Below are 18542 nucleotides of genomic sequence, written 5' to 3' on the forward strand. Positions count from 1 at the left end.
CCCGCGGGCCATTCAGACCCCGGCGTGCCGGTTGCGCAGCGTCTCAAGGCCGACCAGGTCGTCCGGCTCGGCGTCCGGGGTCTCCTGGTCGAACCTCGCCAGGGCCGGGTGCCGCAGGGCGAGCGTGATCGTGAGCGCGATGGCGACGCCGCAGACGATGTACAGCAGGCCGATGCCGCGGCCCTCGCCGACCCCGATCACCCGGCCGACCGTGCCGGCCAGCGGGCCGTCCGCCCGCATCAGCGGCTCGAAGACCAGCCCCACCAGCCAGGCCTGTACGGCCAGGCCGACCGGCTGGGTCGACAGCGCGAGCATCCGGTTGATCGCGATCACCCGGGCGTGATAGCGCTGGGGCACCTTCGAGTGGATGATCGTCAGCCAGATGCCGTCGCTGATCGTCATCATCAGCGACATGCCGAAGGCGCCGACCGTGATGAGGATCAGCGACGGGCGCAGACCGGCGATCGCGCAGAAGACCCCGAGCACCCCGGCGGCCGCCAGCATGCCGAACATCCGCCGGTCGCGCGGGCCGCCCCACAGCGTGATGATCAGACCGCCGCAGACCGCGCCGATGCCCGCGAGCAGCGCCACCCGCCCGGTGTCGGCCAGCTCACCGACCGACAGCACCAGCGGCGAGATCATGATGAAGCCGGTGAACAGGAAGAAGTTCACGATGAACATCGTGAAGGCCATGGCCCGAAGGCCCCGCCGCCGCAGCAGGTAGCGGAAGCCGTTGCGGATCTCGGCGGAGACCGTCTCCCTGCGCCGCCAGGCCATCGTGGCCGGGAAGCGGACGAGCAGGGTCACGACGAACGCGATCGCGTAGCAGACCACGTTGGCGGTCAGGATGCCCTCGATGCCGATCAGCGCCAGCACGGCGACGGAGAACAGCGGCACCATGAGCTGGGCCACGGCGTTGCCGAGCTGGACGACGCCGCCGACGTGGTGCAGGTAGGCCTTGGGCGCGAGCTGTGGCCCGGCCGACTGCCAGGCCACCCGTTGCAGGGTCACCGAGATCGACAGCACCACCAGCAGGCCGTACAGCAGGGGCATGCTCAGCACGTCGCCCGCCATCAGCGCGAGCAGCGCCGCCTGCACGGCCAGCGACATGCCGTCGGCCGCCAGCATCGCCCGTTTTCGGTCGTACCGGTCGACGAGCGCGCCGATCAGCGGCGCGAGCACGAGCCCCGGCACCAGCCCGATGATGGCGAACAGGCCGAACTGCACCAGCGAGCCGCTCTTCAGGTACGCCCAGATCGGCACGGCGAACTCGGTCATCACGGCGCCGATCATGGAGACGATCTGACCGGTCGCCACCGTGAAGAACCGGCCGAGGCCGGGCTGCGGCCCGTCCGTGTCGGCCTTCCGGTCGGTGGACACGCGCTCCCGCCACCAGGTGGCCGTGTCGCCGGGCGCCGGGACGTGCCATTCCTCGGGGCGGTCCACGGAGGTGTGCGCGGTGGTGACGATCGCGGCCAGCTCCTCCGTGCGGTACCGCAGGAAGTAGTGACCGGCCTCGGCCATCACGACCAGCGCGGTGGTCTCCGAGACGCAGTGCCAGTCGCGGTAGCGCTCCTGGTAGAAGTCGGTCAGCGCGTCGCGGTCGCCGACGATCGAGATCACCGGGGCGCGCAACTGCGGGCTCTGCCGCTCCACGAGCTCGCTGAAGTAGTCCTCACCGGCCCGGGCGTCCACCCGCATGGTGCCGATGATGTGGTCGACCTGCTCGGGGGCGAGGTCCTGCAGGTCGGCGCCCATCGCGCGCAGCCAGTTGGCGTGCGCGTTGGCGTTGTCCAGCGCCTTACTGCGGAAGATCCGGCCGAGCAGGCCGTTGAAACCCTTGCTCGGGGTGGCGAACGGGAAGCTGCCGCCCGTGTAGACGGCCTCGACCCGGTGCCCGGCCGCCTCCAGCCGCCGCGCGATCTCGGCGGTGAGCGCGCTGCCGACGCAGTGGCCGTACAACGCGACCGGGCCGCGCACCCGCTCGACGACCTCGTCGCACACGCGCTGGGCGGCCTCGTGGAACGGGATCGTGCTCTCCTCGACGCCCAGCTCGTGGCCGGGCAGGGCGACCGCGAACAGCGAGTGGCCGTCCGGCAGCGCGTCGGCCAGCGGCTGGTAGACCATCGCGCTGGCCCCGCCGTACGGGATGCAGACCAGCGACAGCGTGGGCGCCTTGACCGGCCGGGTGAGCTCGACCAGCAGGCCGCGCGGGCCGTCCTCGGCGGCGCCCTCCGGCGTCCCGTTGGCGGCGTCGATCAGCGCGGCCAGCTCGCGGACGGTGCGGTTGGCGATCGCGTCGAGCACGGTCACCTGGTAGCCGTCTGCGGGCAGCACCTGGCGCAGCTTGGCGACCATGCGGATGAGCAGCAGGGAGTGACCGCCGAGCGCGTTGAAGTCGCTGTCGATCGAGATCGCCTCGACGCCGAGGACCTCACACCAGACCCCGGCCACGGCGATCTCGGTCTCGGTCTCCGGCTCGGCCAGGTCCTCGCCCACCCGGACGACAGGATCGGGCAGCGCCTTGCGGTCCACCTTGCCGTTGGCGTTGAGCGGGATGGTCTCCAGCGGCACGAACACCGACGGGACCATGTATTCCGGCAGCCGCGCCGCGCAGTGGTCCGCCAGATCGTCCGGCTCGGACGCGGCGGGCACGTAGTAGGCGACCAGCCGCTTGTCCTCGGGCGTGAACGCGTGCACGGTGACGACCGCGTCCCGCACGCCGGGGTGGTCGAGGACGGCAGCCCTGACCTCGTCCAGCTCGATGCGGTAGCCGCGGATCTTCACCTGGTCGTCGAACCGGCCGAGGAAGGCGACGTCGCCGTCGCGCGTCCAGGCCACCCGGTCGCCGGTGCGGTACATCCGGCCATCCGGGGTGAAGGGATCCGGCAGGAACCGCTCCTCGGTCAGGTCCGGCCGGTTCATGTAGCCGCGGGTGACTCCCACGCCGCCGACGTACAGCTCGCCCGGCACACCGACCGGCTGCAGCCTCCGGCCGGCGTCCAGCACGTACATCCGCATGTTGGGCAGCGGACGGCCGATCGGGACGACCTCCACCAGCTGGGCGTCCCGCACCGAGTAGACGCAGGTGCCGACCGACGCCTCGGTGGGGCCGTACTCGTTGATCAGCCGGCCCGGGCCGAGCATCTCCAGCCACCGGTTGGCCATCGAGCCGGGCAGCGCCTCGCCCGCCACGACGATCTTCCCGGCGAGCGCGGCGGCCTGCCCGGCGTCGATCTGGTGACCGAGCACCTCCAGGTGGCCGGGTGTGCACTTGATGAAGCTGTACGGCCCGCCGGCCGCCAGCAGCGCGCCCAGCTCGCCCATGTCGAAGTCCTGCGGCAGCACGGTGACGCGCTGACCCACGACGAGCGGCGCCCACAGGTTGGGCACCACGAGGTCGAACGCCACCGAGCCGAACAGCGGGGCGCCGCCGTCGCCCTGGGAGGCCAGGTCCTCCACGGCCCACCACACGTGGTTCACCAGCCCGCGGTGGGTGACCTGCACGCCCTTCGGCTTCCCGGTGGAGCCCGACGTGAAGATCACATACGCCATCCGGTCGATGTCGTACGGCACGCCCACCGGCTCCGTGGGAAGGCCGTCGAAGACCCCGCTCTCCACGTCCACGACCTCGACGCCCTCGAACAGGTGCGCGTGACCCGCCGAGGTCAGGACCAGCGGGGTCGCGGCGATCGACAGCATGTCGCGGACGCGCTGCGCGGGAAACTTCGGGTCCATCGGCAGGTAGGCCGCGCCCGCCTTCCACACGCCCAGCAGGCAGGCGATCAGGTCCGGGCTCCGGTCGAGCAGCACGCCCACCGTGTCCTCCGGGCCGACGCCGCGCTCGCGCAGCAGGTGGGCGACCTGGTTGGCGCGGGCGTGCAGCTCGGCGTACGTGGTCGTGCGGCCCTCGAAGGCCACCGCCACCGCGTCCGAATCCGCGTGCCGCTCCAGCAGCTCGGGCAGCGCCACGTCCGGGTACGGCCGGGCCGAGTCGTTCCACACGCCGAGCACCCGCTCGCGTTCGGCGTCGGTGAGCAGCTCCAGGCCGGCCAGCGGGGTGTCGGGGGCGGCGGCGATCCGCTCGGCCAGCGCCCGGTAGTGCCCGGCCAGCCGGGCGACGGAGTCCGCGTCGAAGCGGTCCTTCTGGTAGGTCAGGTAGAGCTCGGGGTCGCCCGTGCCGTTGAGGTGCACCAGCAGCGCGAGGTCGTAGGTGAAGTCGTCGACCTCGTGCTCCCAGACCGACGCCGTCAGCCCCGGCCAGCGCCCGCGCTGGTCACGGAAGACACGCAGCGAGAAGCCGACGGTCGACAGCGAGAAGTTGCGCGCGTCCCGGTCGCTGAGCGCCCCGGTCAGCTCGGAGAACGGCAGGTGGTTGGCGAGCGCCTCGCCGAGCCTGCGCCGCACCCCGGCGGCGGCCTCGCGGAACGAGGGATCGCCCGACAGGTCGGCGCGCAGCGGCAGGGCGTTGACGAAGCAGCCCACGAGGGGCTCCAGCTCCACCCGGCGCCGGCCGCCGTTCACCGTGGCGATCGTCAGGTCGTCCTGCCCGGTGTAGCGCGCCAGCAGCATCGAGAAGACGGTGAGCAGCGCCACGAACGGGGTGGTCCCGGGGCCGCCGGCCTCCCGCAGCGCCGCCAGGACCTCGTCCGGCAGCGTGAACAGGTGACAGTCGCTCCGGTTGCCCTCGACGACGGCCTGGCCGTCCCGCGCGATGGGGAGCTCCACCGCGCCGGCGCCGTCCAGCCGGTCGCGCCAGTACGCGAGCCGCCGCTCGCGCTGCTCCCCGCTCAGCTCGCGCCGGGACCAGGCCGCGTAGTCGGCGTACTGCAGCGGGGGCGGGGCCACCTCGGCGGGACGGCCCTCGTGAGCGGTCGCGTAGACGCCGGTCAGCTCGTCCACGATGATGCCGACCGACCACCCGTCGCACGCGATGTGGTGGCAGACGAACATCAGCACGTGGTCCTCGTCGGCGAGCCGGACCAGCGTCGTACGGTGGACCGGCCCGGTCTCCAGGTCGAAGCGCTCGACGGCGGCCCTGGAGGTGATCTCCCGGGCCCGGCGCTCCCGCTCGGCCTCCGGCAGTTCCCGCAGATCGACGACGTCGAGCGGCGCCGGCCCCGGGTCGAGGACGATCTGGCGGGGCTCGTGCCCGTCGCCCTCGTAGACCGTACGCAGGATCTCGTGGCGTTCGACCAGGCTGTCCAGGGCGACGGTGAGGGCCCGGGTGTCGAGCAGGCCGGTGAGCCGCAGGCCGATCGTGGCGTTCGGCGCCGGTGCGCCCTCGGCGAAGCGGGCCCCGAGCCACATCTGGGTCTGCTCGTGGGAACAGGGGGCGGGTCCCTCGCCGCGCGGGGCGATCGCGTCCGCGGCGGCGGCCCTGGCGGCCCTGGCGGCGAGCAGCCGGCGCAGCGCCTCCTGCCTGCGGGGGGAAAGCGACGCTATTAGATGCTCGTTATCAGTCGTCGGCGATATCGTCACCGAGCGTTCTCCTCTCTGCGCATTAATGCGCAGGACCAACTGACCACGCAGAAAAGTGGTTGAACGAGAAAACGCTTTATCGTCGATTCCGCAGGACCTCGCCGCGTATCCCGCCGCGTTTCGGGCCGAGATATATGGGAGCGCTCCCACGAGAGTGATTGTTTCACGATACGGGATGCACGCTGGGTAACGCAAGCCTCACTTCTACCTGCGGTCCGGAACGAAGAGTAAGGGGAAATCGACCTTCCGTCACTAATTGCGGGCGGCGGAACATGGGCTCTCGTCGGGGCTGTCGGCGGACACAGGTACATGTCGGATAATTTGACTTCTAGAGTCGGTGTACCGGATGAAACATGTTTCTTGCGCATGACCCGATTCTGGTTCTATGTTGGCCGCCGGAATCTTTTCTTCGCAGGGGCGCCGCCTATTCGAGGGCCCGCCTGCCTCCTTGATTCGACTTTTCCCCGTGCTCGGCCGCGGCCGGATCCCGCGCAGAAGGAGGACGCATGGACGAGTTCTGGAAGCCCCTGGAAATAACCCCGGACGGCTCCGCCGCCACCCCCGAAGGGCTGATGGAACGGCTGCGCGAAATCAACCTGGGCGACCTGCTGGTCCGCGAGAAGGCGCTCGTCTTCCGCGGGTTCGGTGTCACGCCGGGGGCCCTCGACCCCGTGATGGACATGCTGCTGCCCAACCGGCTGGCGTACGTCCACGGCAACTCGCCCCGCACCAAGGTGGGCGGCAACGTCTACACCTCGACGGAGTATCCGCCCGAGTACACGATCTCCATGCACAACGAGCTGTCGTACTCCGCCACCTGGCCCTCCCGGCTGCTGTTCTACTGCGAGAAGGCCGCCGAGAGCGGCGGGGCGACTCCCGTCGTGGACGGCGTGCGCTGGCTGGAGTCGCTCGACGACGAGGTCAGGGAGGCCTTCGCCAAGGGCGTGCGCTACACCCAGAACCTGCACGCCGGCCGGGGGCTCGGCAAGAGCTGGCAGGAGACGTTCGAGACCGAGGACCGCGACGAGGTCACCGAGTTCCTCGACCGCATCGAGGCGGACTGGCAGTGGCGGCCCGACGGCGGCGTGCGGATCTCGCAGATCAGGCCCGCCACCACCCGGCATCCCGTGACCGGTGCGGAGGTGTGGTTCAACCAGGCCGACCAGTGGCATCCCGCCTCGCTGGGGGACGAGACCGCCGCCATGCTCGCCGAGCTCATGCCGCCGGAGGAACTGCCGCAGTCGGTGACGTTCCCGGACGGTTCCGCGATCCCCGGCGACTACGTCGTGCAGGCCCGCGACCGCGGCCTGGACAACGCGGTGGACGTCGACTGGCGGAAGGGCGACCTGCTGCTCATCGACAACGTGCTGGTCGGGCACGGCCGCCGGCCCTTCACCGGCTCCCGCCGCATCCTCGTGGCCATGTCCGACTGATCACGCTCTCGAAAGGGAAACCACAGTGGACAAGATCGGGCTTGGGGTCGCCGCGACCTTCACCGCCGAGCCGCTCGGGGACGCCCTGCGGTTCTGGCTCGCCGAGCTGGACATCGAGGGAGGCGTCGGCTTCGCTCCGTACGACCAGGTGTTCCCCTCGCTCCTCGACCCGGGCAGCGTGCTCGGCCGGGCCGGTGCCGTGGCCGTCCTCGTCCGCGCGGAAGACCTGCACGGGAAGCCGAACGGGGACGCGCAGGGCGGGACCGGCGAGCTGGACGCCGTGGCCACCGACCTCGCCGCCGCACTGCGGACCTCGGCCCGCGCGTCCGGCACGCCCCACGTGCTCGTCGTTTGTCCTCCTTCGCCCGAGCACGGCTCGCCCGAGGCCCACGCGCGCCTCGCGGCCGGCCTGGTCCGGGAGTTCGAGGGCGACCGGACCGTCTCCGTGCTCACCTCGGCCGAGCCGTACGAGCCGGCGCCGGAGGCCGTCCACGACGCCTTCGCCGACCGGACCGGCAACGTCCCCTACACCGAGCGCTACTTCGCCGCGCTGGCCGCCGCGGTGGTGCGCCGCCTGCACGCCATGACCACCCCGCGTCCCAAGGTCGTCGCCGTGGACTGCGACGGCACGCTCTGGGACGGCGTGGTGGGCGAGGACGGCCCCGGCGGTGTGGTCATCGGCCCGCAGCGGTTGGAGATCTGGCGGGAGCTGGCCCGCCAGGTCGCCGCGGGCAGACTGCTGTGCCTGTGCAGCAAGAACGAGGAGGAGGACGTCCGCGAGGTGTTCGCCCGGCATCCGGAGCTGCCGGTCGGCCTGGACGACGTCGCCGCGCTGCGCATCGGGTGGGAGGCCAAGTCGCGGGCGCTGCGCTCGCTCGCCGCCGAGCTCGGCCTCGGGCTCGACTCCTTCGTCTTCCTCGACGACAGCCCGGTCGAGTGCGCCGAGGTCCGGGCCGGCTGCCCCGAGGCGCTGACCCTCCGGCTCCCGGCCGACGCCGCCGGGGCGGCGGACTTCCTGCGGCACTGCTGGCCGCTCGACCTGACCGGGGTCACCGAGGCCGACCGCGAGCGCACCCGGCGCTACCAGGAGGAACGGCGGCGTGAGCAGGCCAGGAACGAGATGTCCCTCGCGGACTTCTTCGCCGCGCTCGACCTGCGGGTGACCATCACCCCGGCCGGCCCCGAGCACGAGGGCCGTGCCGCTCAGCTCGCGGAGCGGACCAACCAGTTCAACCTCTCGGGGACGCGGCTCCCGGACGGCGGCGAGAAGTTCGTCGTGGACGTGCGGGACCGCTTCGGTGACTACGGGATCGTCGGCCTCACCGGCGTACGGGTGGGCGGGGACACGCTGCGCGTAGGCGCGTTCCTACTGAGCTGCCGGGCACTCGGGCGCGGGGTGGAGCACCGCATGCTCGCGCACCTGGGGGCGCTGGCGCGGGAGCGCGGGCTGGCCCGGGTGGCCCTGGCCTTCCGGCCGACCGAGCGCAACCAGCCGGCCAGGGACTTCCTCGCCACACTGCCGGCGACGGTGGATCCGGACGGCGAGGCCGCGGCCTGGTACGTCCTCGACGCGGGCGCCGCGGCGGCCGTCGTCCACTCACCGGTCCCTGTTGAGGAGAGGGCAGCGGGGCCCGCCGAAATCACCGGGGCCACACCGGCGGCCGTGCCCGCGGGCTGGGCGTCCGTCGAACGGATCGCCACCCGGCTGACCGGCGCGGACGCGATCCTGGACGCCATGCGGGCCACCCGCACCGTGACAGAGGTGGCCGGAGCGAGCCCCGTCGAGGCGGCCGTCATGCGGATGTGGGCCGAGCTGCTCGACGTGGCGCCGGCCTCGGTGGGCGACGGCTTCTTCCAACTGGGCGGGCACTCGCTGCGGCTGGTGCAGTTCATGGCGCGGGTGCGTGCCGAGTTCGGCGTCGAGCTGCCCTTCGACACGCTCTACACCACCTCGTTCACGGTGGCCGAGGTCGCCAAGGTGATCGAGGAGCGGCAGCTCGCCGACACCGGCGACGAGGAGCTGGCCGGCCTGCTCGACGAGCTCGCGGGCCTGTCGGACGAGGAGATCGACGCCCTGCTCGACTCCGGGAACGGCTGATCCGCATGGCCACGATGCTGCTGAGCACCCACGGCACCAACGGCGACGTGCTCCCGTTCGTACGGATCGGGCGCGAGCTGGCGGAGCGCGGCCACGAGGTCATCGTGATGACGCACTCCTGGTTCGCCGACCGGATCGCCGCCGCGGGCCTGCGGCACCTGCCCATCGACACGGCGGAGGGCTACGACCGGCATCTGGACGACGCCCGGCGATACATGCTCGATCCGCTGAAGGACCCCGACGGGGTGCTCGCGCTCTACCGGCGCAACGGCCTGTTCGAGCTGCTCGCCGACGAGGTCCGCATGATCGAGGCGCACTACCGGCCGGGGGACACCGTGGTGGTCGCCCGGCACACCTCGGGCATCGCCGCGCTGATGGCGGCCGAGCTGCGCGGGGTCCCGGTGGCGCTGGTGTCCGTCACGCCTCACCAGTACGTCTCGCTGCCGGTGCTCGCGGACCTCTTCCGGCGCGTGCTCGGGGAGGGATACGACGAGGTCTTCCGGGCGTTCGGCCTGCGCCCGGTCCGCGACTGGACCGCCTATCTGACGGGCGTCAGGACCCAGCTCGCGCTGTGGCCCGAATGGTTCGACGCCGCGGGCCAGCCGGCGCCGGAGGGCGTCGTCCGCTGCGGGTTCGTGCTCGGCGACACGGCGGAGGGGCCGGTCCCCGGCTGGGCCGAGCCGCCCGTGCTGATCACCGGCGGCACCGGGCAGGTGCTGCACGATCGCTTCTACGAGGTGGCGGCGCGGGCGTGCCGCCGGATCGGCAGGAAGGCCCTGCTGGTGAACCGGCACCCGACGTTCCAGCCCGAGTCGCTGCCCGACGGGGTGGAGTGGGTGCCGTCGGCGCCGTTCGCCACGGTCATGCCCCATGTCGCCGCGGTCGTCCACCACGGGGGGATCGGCACGCTCGCCAGGGCCTTGTCGTCGGCGACCCCGCAGGTGCTGCTCGCGCACGGTGTCGACCGCCCGGACAACGCCGAGCGGCTGGACCGCGCACGCGTGGCGGAGTGGCTGCCGGTGTCGCGCTGGGACGAGGAACGGACGGCCGCCCTGCTGGCGCGGGCCCTCGACTCCGCGGCCGACGGCGGCTACCGGGAGCGGATCGCGCCGCTCGCGGCCGACGCCGCGTCGGAGGACTCCGTGCGCGTCGTGGCCGGGCACGCCGAGGCGCTGATCGGCGCCGACGCGCTCCTGACGCGGCCGGATCCGCGTGAGCGGCTGGCGCGTCTCACCCCGGAGCAGCGCACGCGCCTGGCCGCCATGGCGCGCGCCCGCCGGGGCGTGTGAAGGAGGACCTCCCGGGTACGCCGGGCCCATGGTGGACACGACGGCGCCGATTTCACGCTTCGACTACGACAGGGTGGCGATCGTCACCGGGGCCGACTCGGGGATCGGGCGGGCGACCGCGGTGGCGCTCGCCGCCCACGGCTTCGACGTGGGCGTCACCTATCACCAGGACGAGAAGGGCGCGCGAGAGACGGCGGAACAGGTCGCGGAGCAGGGACGCCGCGCCGCGATCCGGCGGCACGACCTGACCGACCCGGTGGTGGCGGCGGCCGTGATCGACGAGCTCGCCGACGAGCTGGGCGGCCTCGGCGTGCTGGTGAACAACGCCGGCACCGGCACGGCCGAGCCGCTGCTGGAGATCGATTACGACCGGTGGCGGTCGGTCCTCGCGGTCGACCTCGACGGGCCGTTCCTGTGCTCGCAGCGGGCCGCCCGCCGGATGATCGAACGCGGCGCGGGCGGCCGGATCGTCAACGTGACCAGCGTCCACGAGGACTACCCCCGCCTCGGAGCCGGGCCGTACTGCGCGGCCAAGGGTGGCCTGCGCATGCTCAGCCGCACGCTCGCCCTGGAGCTGGCCAGGCACGGCATCACGGTCAACACCGTCGCACCGGGAGAGATCGCGACTCCGATGACCGGGCAGGAGGACCGGCCGCCGCGGCCGGACACCCGGCCCGGCTACCCGCTCGGCCGCCCCGGCGACGCCCGCGAGGTCGCCGAGGTGATCGCCTTCCTGGCCGGGCCGACCGCGTCGTACGTCACCGGCGCGTCGCTGTTCGTGGACGGCGGGCTCGGCCTGATGGGCCCCCAGGCCGCCGGCGACATCGGCAAGGACCTCTGGGCCTCCGCCTGACGGGCCCTTGTCGCGCGCCCCGGGCGTGGGTGACGATGGCGCCTGAAGACGCGGAGAGTGAGGGCGCCGTGACCAATCCATGGCTCGCACTCGAGCCCGGGGCCGACGCGGCGGAACGCACCGGCGAGCTGCGCCGTGCCCACGAACGCTTCCTGTCGGCCGGCGCGATCGACGGACCCGTGCGCGCGGTGGTGGCCGATTCGTGGCGGCGCTCCGCCCGGGTGGTGGATCCGGGCGCGCTCGCGCCGCTGGAGCTCACCGACGCCGAACTGGAGGAGTATCGCGATGCGCATCCGCTGGCCCGGGTGCTGCCGCTGTTCCGCGACCTGCTGGGCGGGATCGCCGACGACGGACGGCACCTGCTCGCGGTGTGCGACGCGGCCGGCCGGCTGTTGTGGGTCGAGGGCCATCGGGGAGCGCGGGCCCGGGCCGAGCGGATGAACTTCGTCGCCGGGGCCCGGTGGGACGAGTCCCACGCCGGCACCAACGCCCCCGGCGTCGCCCTCACGGTCGGCCATCCGGTGCAGATCTTCGCGGCCGAACACTTCGCCCTGCCGGTGCAGCCGTGGACCTGCGCCGCCGCACCCATCCACGATCCGCACACCGGCCGCCTGCTGGGCGCGGTCGACGTCACCGGCGGCGACAACCTGGCCAGTCCGTACAGCCTGGCCCTCGTGCAGGCGGCGGCCCGCGCCGCCGAGGCTCATCTGGCCACAATCCCGGCTCCGGCGTTGGCGCCCGCCGTGACGCTCACGGCCCTGGGCCGGGACGGCGCCGTGCTCGCCGAAGGGGCGCGCCGGATCAGGCTCGGCCCCCGGCACAGCGAGATCGTCGTGCTGCTGGCCTGCCATCCGGAGGGGCTGAGCAGCGACCAGCTCAGTGCCGAGCTGTACGGCGACCGCATGCTGAATCCCGTCACGCTCCGCGCGGAGCTGTCGCGGCTGCGCCACCGGCTCGGGCCGCTGCTCGACTCCCGTCCGTACCGGCTGCGGGTGCCGGTGCGGGCCGACTTCCAGGCGCTCGCCGAGCACCTGGCCGCCGCGGACGCCGGCGCCGCGCTGCGGGCCTACCGGGGGCCGCTCCTGCCCGGCTCGGACGCGCCCGGCGTCGTCTGGCAGCGCCGCCTGCTCGACGACGGCGTACGCGACCTGCTGGTGGCCCGGCGCGACCCCGGCCTGCTCGAACGGTGGACGCGCGCCCCGTGGGGGAGGGACGACATCGTCGCCTGGCAGGCGCTGCTGGCCGCGCTGCCCGCCGGGTCCCCGGCCAGAGCGCGGGCCGCCCGGCGGGTGCGCGACCTCGACGCGGAGTACGGCCTGCCGTTCAGGTGAGATTCCCGAGCCAGCGGAGGGCGACCGCCGCCGCCAGGCGGGGTGGCACGGTTCCGGCCCCGAGCCCGACGTCCACGAGCAGGTCGAACACCTCGGTCCGCCGGGCCGCGACGGCGATCGCCGCGTCGATGAAGCCGGGGGAGCGGGCGGCCAGTGCGAGCACGTCGGTGGTGCGCAGATGCCGCCCGAGCGCCCGGCGCAGCCCACGCCGGTAGGCCCGCAGCGGATCGCCGGGCGAACCGATCGCGGACTCGGCGGCCAGCCGCCCCGACAGCAGCGCGTAGTAGATCCCCTCGCCGGTCAGCGGGTTGACGAGGCTCGCCGCGTCGCCCGCCAGCAGCACCCGGCCCGCTCCCGGCACCGGCCGCCCGCTGGACAACGGCAGATGATGGGCCCGCAGATCGCGGACGGGTGAGCCGATCTCACCCAGCTGGGGCAGGAGCCGGCGCAGCCGACCGTGCAGGATCTCGCGGCCAGGCCGGTCGTCGTCGCGCAAAGCCGGCAGCAGCAGGCCGTAGCCGACGTTGGCCGTGCCGTCGCCCACCGGGAACGACCAGGCGTAGGCCGGCCAGGCCTCCCCCTGCATGACGATGACCTGCACGTCGTCGTCCGGCGGCACGTCGGCGTATCCGCGTACCGCGATGGCGGTGTGCCGGTCCGGGCTCGGCGGGACGCCGATCAGCCGCCGTACGGCCGAGTTGGCGCCGTCGGCGGCGACGACCGTGCGGGCGACCAGGTGGCCGTCGAGCACGACGTGCTCGCCGAGGGTGGTCAGCGTACGCACCCGGTGGCGGCGGACCTCCACGCCGCGCGCCCGCGCCGCCTCGACCAGCCGGGCGTCGAAGACCCGGCGGGGCACCACGTGGTTGGGCCGCGCGACGACGGCCGAGACGTGGGCTCCACCGGGCGACGTCACCGACAGACGCGGCGCCGGGCGGTGGTCGTCGAGCAGGCCGGGCAGCCCGAGCAGCGCGAGCTCCTGCCGTGCGTGCGCCGCGATGCCGTCGCCGCAGGCCTTGTCACGCGGGAAGGCCGCCCGGTCGAGCAGCAGCACGCGGCAGTCCGGATCGAGCTGCCTGGCCCGCAACGCGGCGGCGGAACCCGCCGGGCCCGCACCGATGACCACCAGATCCCAGACGTCGTCCACATCTACAGACCGTACGTGGAGAAGAGGTTGGTGGTGGGCCAGGACTTCACCGAGTTCGCCGCGGTGTGGAGAAGGGAGTCGATGTCTCCGTAGTTCAGCCCCGAGGCGTCGTCGCGCTGGTCGAACAGCACCACCCAGCTCAGCCCGTCGTAGCGCCGGACCATGAGCGTGGAGGTGCCGGCCAGCGACCCCGTGTGCCAGGTGTTGCGGCCCCCGGTGACCGGGCGGACCTGCCAGCCGAGGCCGTAGTACCAGCCGTCGGAGTTGACCCCGATCGACGGCTTGGCGAACGCCTTGGAGATCGACGCCGAGGTCAGCACGCCGGCCGCGTCGAACAGGGTGGTGAACTTGGCCAGGTCGACGGCCGTGGCGAGCCAGCCGCCGTGGGCGGCCATGTTCTCGAGGTTGAACCCGCCGTACGGGAAGGGCACCACGGAGTCGGAGGTGTCGATCACGCTCTTGCCGGTGTACTGCGAGAAGTACGGCACCTCGCCCGATTTGCGGAGAGTCTTCGCGGTCCTGCCGAGCACCATTCGCTTGATCTTGAGGGGCGTCAGCACCTTGCCCTGGACGTAGCTCGCGTACGAGACCCCGCTCGCCTTCTCGATGATCTTCTGCAGGAGGAGGTATCCGTAGTTCGAGTACGCGTACGCCGTCCCGGGGGCGTGGTCGAGCTTCAGACCGGACGTGTGCGTGATGATGTGCGCCTGCGTGATCGGCAGCGGGACGCCGAGTGCCGCGGAGATGACCCGGTCCTTGAACATCGGGTCGCCCGAGACCTCGGAATCCCACCCGCCGAGGTGCTGGAGCAGGTGGGTCACGGTCACGGAGGCGAGGCGCGGGTCGGCGGTCGTGCTCAGCCCCAGCAGCGGCGCGACCTTGGCCGAGAGGCTGAGTTTGCCGTCCTGCGCCAGCTTCAGCACGGCGGCGGCGGTGACCGGCTTGCTCAGGCTCGCGATGCGGAACAGCGAGGTCGGCCCGGCCGCGAACGAGGTGTCCGCCGTCCAGTTGTAGCCCCGGGCGAGCACGAGCTTGCCCTTGCGAACCACGGCCAGGGACGCGTGGGGGATCGCCCGCGCCTGCATGAAGCGCTTCAGCGTGTCGTCGAAGGGCTTCAACGACGTCGTACTGCGGCCGGTGACGCTCCACACGCGGGCCGCCGCGCTCGCTGGCGACGCGGGCAGCCCGGTGGCGAGCCCCGCCGCGGCGCCGCCCGCCAGCAGGCGCAGGGCGTTCCTCCGGGAGACGGAAAACGTTTCCGAAATCATGACGGCTGATCTTAGGGGAGATTTGACCGTGCATGACCGTTGCTCTGACCGTGCCGGCCGGAGGCTGTGTGGGAAACGGGGACGCAACGTCTTGGCAACGTGCCCGCGACTAACGTCCGGGGCGTCCGACCCACACCCTGTCCGGGAGGTCCTCTCATGACCCGTTACGCCGCGCCGGGACAGCCGGACGCCCTCATGGCGTACGAGCAGCGTTACGACCACTGGATAGGCGGTGAGTACGTCCCGCCGCAGCGGGGGCGGTACTTCGAGAACCCCACGCCGGTGACCGGTCAGACCTTCACCGAGGTCGCGCGCGGCACGGCCGAGGACGTCGAGCGCGCGCTGGACGCCGCGCACGGCGCCGCCCCCGCCTGGGGCCGTACGTCCACGACCGAGCGGGCGAACGTCCTCAACCGGATCGCCGACCGCATGGAGCAGAACCTGGAGCGGCTCGCCGTCGCCGAGACCTGGGAGAACGGCAAGCCGATCCGGGAGACGCTGGCCGCCGACATCCCGCTGGCGATCGACCACTTCCGCTATTTCGCGGGGGCGATCAGGGCCCAGGAGGGCAGTCTGTCGGAGATCGACGCGGACACCGTCGCCTACCACTTCCACGAGCCGCTCGGCGTCGTCGCACAGATCATCCCGTGGAACTTCCCGATCCTGATGGCCGCCTGGAAGCTCGCGCCGGCGCTGGCCGCCGGCAACGCCGTGGTCCTGAAGCCGGCCGAGCAGACCCCGGCGTCGATCCACTACTGGATGAGCCTGGTCGCCGATCTCCTCCCGCCGGGCGTGCTCAACATCGTCAACGGGTTCGGCGTCGAGGCGGGCAAGCCGCTGGCCTCCAGCCCGCGGGTCGCGAAGGTGGCGTTCACCGGGGAGACCACCACCGGGCGGCTGATCATGCAGTACGCCAGCGAGAACATCAAGCCCGTCACGCTGGAGCTCGGCGGCAAGAGCCCCAACGTCTTCTTCGACGACGTGTCCTCCGCCGACGACGAGTTCTTCGACAAGGCACTGGAGGGCTTCACGATGTTCGCACTCAACCAGGGGGAGGTGTGCACCTGCCCCTCCCGGGCCCTCATACAGCAGGGCCACTACCGGCGGTTCCTGGAGGCCGCGGTCGAGCGTACGGAGAAGATCGTCCGCGGTCACCCGCTGGACCAGGCCACCATGGTCGGCGCCCAGGCGTCCAACGACCAGCTGGAGAAAATCCTGTCCTACCTCGACATCGGCCGGCAGGAGGGCGCCAAGGTGCTCACCGGCGGGCACCGCGCCGACCTGGGCGGCGAGCTGTCGGGCGGCTACTACGTCGAGCCGACGATCTTCGAGGGCGCCAACCACATGCGGGTGTTCCAGGAGGAGATCTTCGGGCCGGTCGTCTCGGTGACCTCGTTCACCGATTTCGACGACGCCATCAAGATCGCCAACGACACGTTGTACGGCCTCGGGGCGGGCGTGTGGACCAGGGACGTCAACAAGGCGTACCGCGCCGGCCGGGCCATCCAGGCCGGACGGGTCTGGACGAACTGCTACCACGCCTATCCCGCCCACGCCGCCTTCGGCGGCTACAAGCAGTCGGGCATCGGCAGGGAGACGCACAAGATGATGCTCGACCACTACCAGCAGACCAAGAACCTGCTGGTCAGCTACTCGCCCTCGAAGCTCGGCTTCTTCTGATGCCCGAGGTGTCCCGCGTGGACCTCACCCCCGCGGCCGCCGACCTCATCCGGCGGCTGCGGGCGGCCCACGGCCCGCTGATGTTCCACCAGTCCGGCGGCTGCTGCGACGGCAGCGCCCCGATGTGCTATCTGGAGGGCGAGTTCCGCACCGGCTCCTCGGACGTGCTGCTCGCCTCGCTGACCGTCGAGGGCGTGGACGAACCGGTCACGTTCTGGATGTCGGCGAGCCAGTTCGAACGCTGGCGGCACACCCACCTGACCGTGGACGTCGTCCCCGGCCGGGGCAGCGGCTTCTCCCTCGAGGCGCCCGAGGGCGTGCGCTTCCTGATCCGTTCCCGCCTGCTCACCGACGCCGAACGCGCCGCCCTCGACAGTTGACGAACAGGCCCACTCCTGTCACCACTCTCTGTGATTTTCCCGTCACTGACATCGCCTACTTGATAAGTTCAATTAGCTGCTGGTGGGGCTTATCAAGCGACAGCGTTCCTCCTACCTTGCGGCGCTGCGGCGAGCGGACAACGGGGACTGCGGTGCGCTGGGTGAACTGATCGCACGCGCGATGGAGGACAATCTCAACCGCTTCATCGTCCCGAACATCGCCGGGCCCGCCCGTCTGGTTCCGCTGGCGGCGCTCGCCGACGAGGAGTTCAGCCTCGCGGCTCTCCGGCAGGCCGCTCAGCGTGGCCGTCTCAAAGCCGTCCAGGGGGCCGACGGGATCTGGAGGTCCTCACGCAAGTCCGTGGAGGCGTACCGGGCCTCGAAACACCAGCGGCCGGCGGGGCGCGGATAAGACGCGACGGAGGCCGCGGCGGGGTGGCCGCGGCCTCCGGGGCTGCACAGGGACGTGCCGATACCCGTGGGACTGGGACTAGATCTTGCCGGTGCCCGCGTTGGCGAGGACGTTCGCCTTGACGCCGCTGGGGTTGTCCACCGTGTACGCGTACGGGATGGAGGCGACGCCGCCGGAGGTCTGCGGCGTGCCCGAGTTCACGAAGTAGTTGTTGCGGGCGACGATCGACCCACCCGGCGACGAGCCTTCGGAGGTGTGGGTGGGCTCGGCGATGTTCTCGAAGTAGTTGCCCTCGACGAGCACCCCGGCGCCGCAGGTGGAGGCGATGCCGTAGCTGTAGTCGGTGTAGGACGGGTTCTTGTAGTAGTAGTTGTTGAACACGTGGACCGGGTTGCCGAAGCGCACCCTCGGGTTGCGCTGGGCGCAGGTCTGGAACGCGTTGTGGTGGTAGGTCACGCGCAGGTGTCCGGTGTCCTCGGAGCCGTTGTTGTCGCTGTGGCCGACGAGCGAGCACTTGACGTGGTCGTGCAGCGTGTTCCAGGAGACGGTGACGTAGTCGGAGCCGTGCGTGATGTCCAGCAGGCCGTCGTAGTAGTCCGTGCCGTGGCCGGTGTCGCTCGACAGGTCGTTGTGGTCGAGCCACACGCGCTTGGCGTTGTCGAGGTGGATCGCGTCGCCGTTGCCGTTGCCCGCCTGGACCTTCGAGATCTTCAGGTTGCGCACGACGACGTTGGAGACGTCGCGGATGTTGAGGCCGCAGCCGGTCAGCCCGGAGCTCGAGCCGACGCCGACGAGGGTGGTGTTGCCGCCCACCCGCACGTCCTCGGAGCAGGTGAAGTTGCCGTTGATCTGGACGGTCTTCGCGGCGTCGCCCTTCACGGCCGTGGTGAGCGCGGTCAGGGAGGTGACCGTGGTCGTGCCGCCGCCCGCGCCGCCGGTCGTGCCGCCGCCCTGCGTCGCCCAGCCGATCAGCCCGGTGGTGGGCGGAGTGGTCGGGCCGCCCGTCGGCGTGGCGCTCGGCGAGGCCGTCGGGCTCTTCGTCGGCGTGGTCGTGGGCGTCTGCGAGGGGGTGGATCCGGCCGGCTGGAGGGTCCACTGCTTGGTGGCGGCCGAGTCGCAGGAGTTCTGCTGTGCCAGGGCGCCTGAAGACGTCGAGTTGTCCTTGGTGTT

12 protein-coding genes are annotated in these 18542 nt (G+C 71.9%); 8 read left to right on the forward strand and 4 right to left on the reverse strand.

The features are described 5' to 3' along the window. Window positions 1-12: 12 nt before the first annotated feature. The gene (locus AB0O28_RS33875; RefSeq protein ID WP_363646650.1) at window positions 13-5481 is read right to left on the reverse strand and encodes an amino acid adenylation domain-containing protein; all 5469 of its coding nucleotides are present in this window, start codon (window positions 5479-5481) and stop codon (window positions 13-15) included. Between the two features lie 506 nt (window positions 5482-5987). Here AB0O28_RS33875 and AB0O28_RS33880 point away from each other — a divergent pair. The 5 genes from AB0O28_RS33880 (at window position 5988) to AB0O28_RS33900 (ending at window position 12485) form a co-directional block, all read left to right on the forward strand. Continuing rightward, the gene (locus AB0O28_RS33880) at window positions 5988-6914 is read left to right on the forward strand and encodes a TauD/TfdA family dioxygenase (protein ID WP_363646651.1); all 927 of its coding nucleotides are present in this window, start codon (window positions 5988-5990) and stop codon (window positions 6912-6914) included. A 25-nt stretch (window positions 6915-6939) separates the two neighbouring features. Beyond that, window positions 6940-9012, forward strand: coding sequence for an HAD-IIIC family phosphatase (locus AB0O28_RS33885; protein WP_363646652.1), 2073 nt, complete (start codon window positions 6940-6942; stop codon window positions 9010-9012). Between the two features lie 5 nt (window positions 9013-9017). Continuing rightward, window positions 9018-10301 carry a nucleotide disphospho-sugar-binding domain-containing protein gene (locus AB0O28_RS33890; RefSeq protein WP_363646653.1) on the forward strand — a complete coding sequence of 428 codons (1284 nt, stop codon included), beginning with the start codon at window positions 9018-9020 and terminating at the stop codon, window positions 10299-10301. 28 nt (window positions 10302-10329) lie between these two features. Further along, window positions 10330-11154 (forward strand): SDR family oxidoreductase, encoded by an 825-nt coding sequence (locus AB0O28_RS33895; protein ID WP_363646654.1) that lies wholly within the window; start codon window positions 10330-10332, stop codon window positions 11152-11154. Window positions 11155-11222: 68 nt separating this feature from the next. Continuing rightward, window positions 11223-12485 carry a GAF domain-containing protein gene (locus tag AB0O28_RS33900; RefSeq protein WP_363646655.1) on the forward strand — a complete coding sequence of 421 codons (1263 nt, stop codon included), beginning with the start codon at window positions 11223-11225 and terminating at the stop codon, window positions 12483-12485. Here AB0O28_RS33900 and AB0O28_RS33905 read toward each other — a convergent pair. After that, window positions 12478-13632 (reverse strand): NAD(P)/FAD-dependent oxidoreductase, encoded by a 1155-nt coding sequence (locus AB0O28_RS33905; RefSeq protein ID WP_363646656.1) that lies wholly within the window; start codon window positions 13630-13632, stop codon window positions 12478-12480. The two genes, AB0O28_RS33900 and AB0O28_RS33905, sit on opposite strands and share 8 nt — an antisense overlap. A 2-nt stretch (window positions 13633-13634) precedes the next feature. Further along, window positions 13635-14900 (reverse strand): serine hydrolase domain-containing protein, encoded by a 1266-nt coding sequence (locus AB0O28_RS33910; RefSeq protein ID WP_363646657.1) that lies wholly within the window; start codon window positions 14898-14900, stop codon window positions 13635-13637. 156 nt (window positions 14901-15056) lie between these two features. Here AB0O28_RS33910 and adh point away from each other — a divergent pair, with 156 nt between their 5' ends. The 3 genes from adh to AB0O28_RS33925 all read left to right on the forward strand — a co-directional run bounded on the left by adh (window position 15057) and on the right by AB0O28_RS33925 (window position 17372). Next, the gene (gene adh / locus AB0O28_RS33915; RefSeq protein WP_363646658.1) at window positions 15057-16580 is read left to right on the forward strand and encodes an aldehyde dehydrogenase; all 1524 of its coding nucleotides are present in this window, start codon (window positions 15057-15059) and stop codon (window positions 16578-16580) included. After that, on the forward strand, window positions 16580-16960 hold the full coding sequence (locus AB0O28_RS33920) for a DUF779 domain-containing protein (RefSeq protein WP_357043136.1): 381 nt from the start codon (window positions 16580-16582) through the stop codon (window positions 16958-16960). The genes adh and AB0O28_RS33920 overlap by 1 nt, the downstream gene beginning before the upstream one ends. An 82-nt stretch (window positions 16961-17042) precedes the next feature. Continuing rightward, complete coding sequence (locus AB0O28_RS33925; protein WP_363646659.1) at window positions 17043-17372, forward strand: hypothetical protein; 330 nt, start codon at window positions 17043-17045, stop codon at window positions 17370-17372. A gap of 78 nt (window positions 17373-17450) precedes the next feature. Here AB0O28_RS33925 and AB0O28_RS33930 read toward each other — a convergent pair. Then, window positions 17451-18542 (reverse strand): pectate lyase (locus AB0O28_RS33930; RefSeq protein ID WP_363646660.1); only part of this gene is annotated, 1092 nt, incomplete at its 5' end.

It is taken from the genome of Microbispora sp. NPDC088329 (genome assembly GCF_040685655.1).
Taxonomy (GTDB): Bacteria; Actinomycetota; Actinomycetes; order Streptosporangiales; family Streptosporangiaceae; genus Microbispora.

Bases quoted from the DNA above. Each gene is read 5' to 3' on its own strand.
- AB0O28_RS33880 (WP_363646651.1), top strand. From the start codon at position 5,988: ATGGACGAGTTCTGGAAGCCCCTGGAAATAACCCCGGACGGCTCCGCC.
- AB0O28_RS33890 (WP_363646653.1), top strand. From the start codon at position 9,018: ATGGCCACGATGCTGCTGAGCACCCACGGCACCAACGGCGACGTGCTC.
- AB0O28_RS33895 (WP_363646654.1), top strand. From the start codon at position 10,330: ATGGTGGACACGACGGCGCCGATTTCACGCTTCGACTACGACAGGGTG.
- AB0O28_RS33910 (WP_363646657.1), bottom strand. From the start codon at position 14,900: ATGATTTCGGAAACGTTTTCCGTCTCCCGGAGGAACGCCCTGCGCCTG.
- adh (WP_363646658.1), top strand. From the start codon at position 15,057: ATGACCCGTTACGCCGCGCCGGGACAGCCGGACGCCCTCATGGCGTAC.
- AB0O28_RS33920 (WP_357043136.1), top strand. From the start codon at position 16,580: ATGCCCGAGGTGTCCCGCGTGGACCTCACCCCCGCGGCCGCCGACCTC.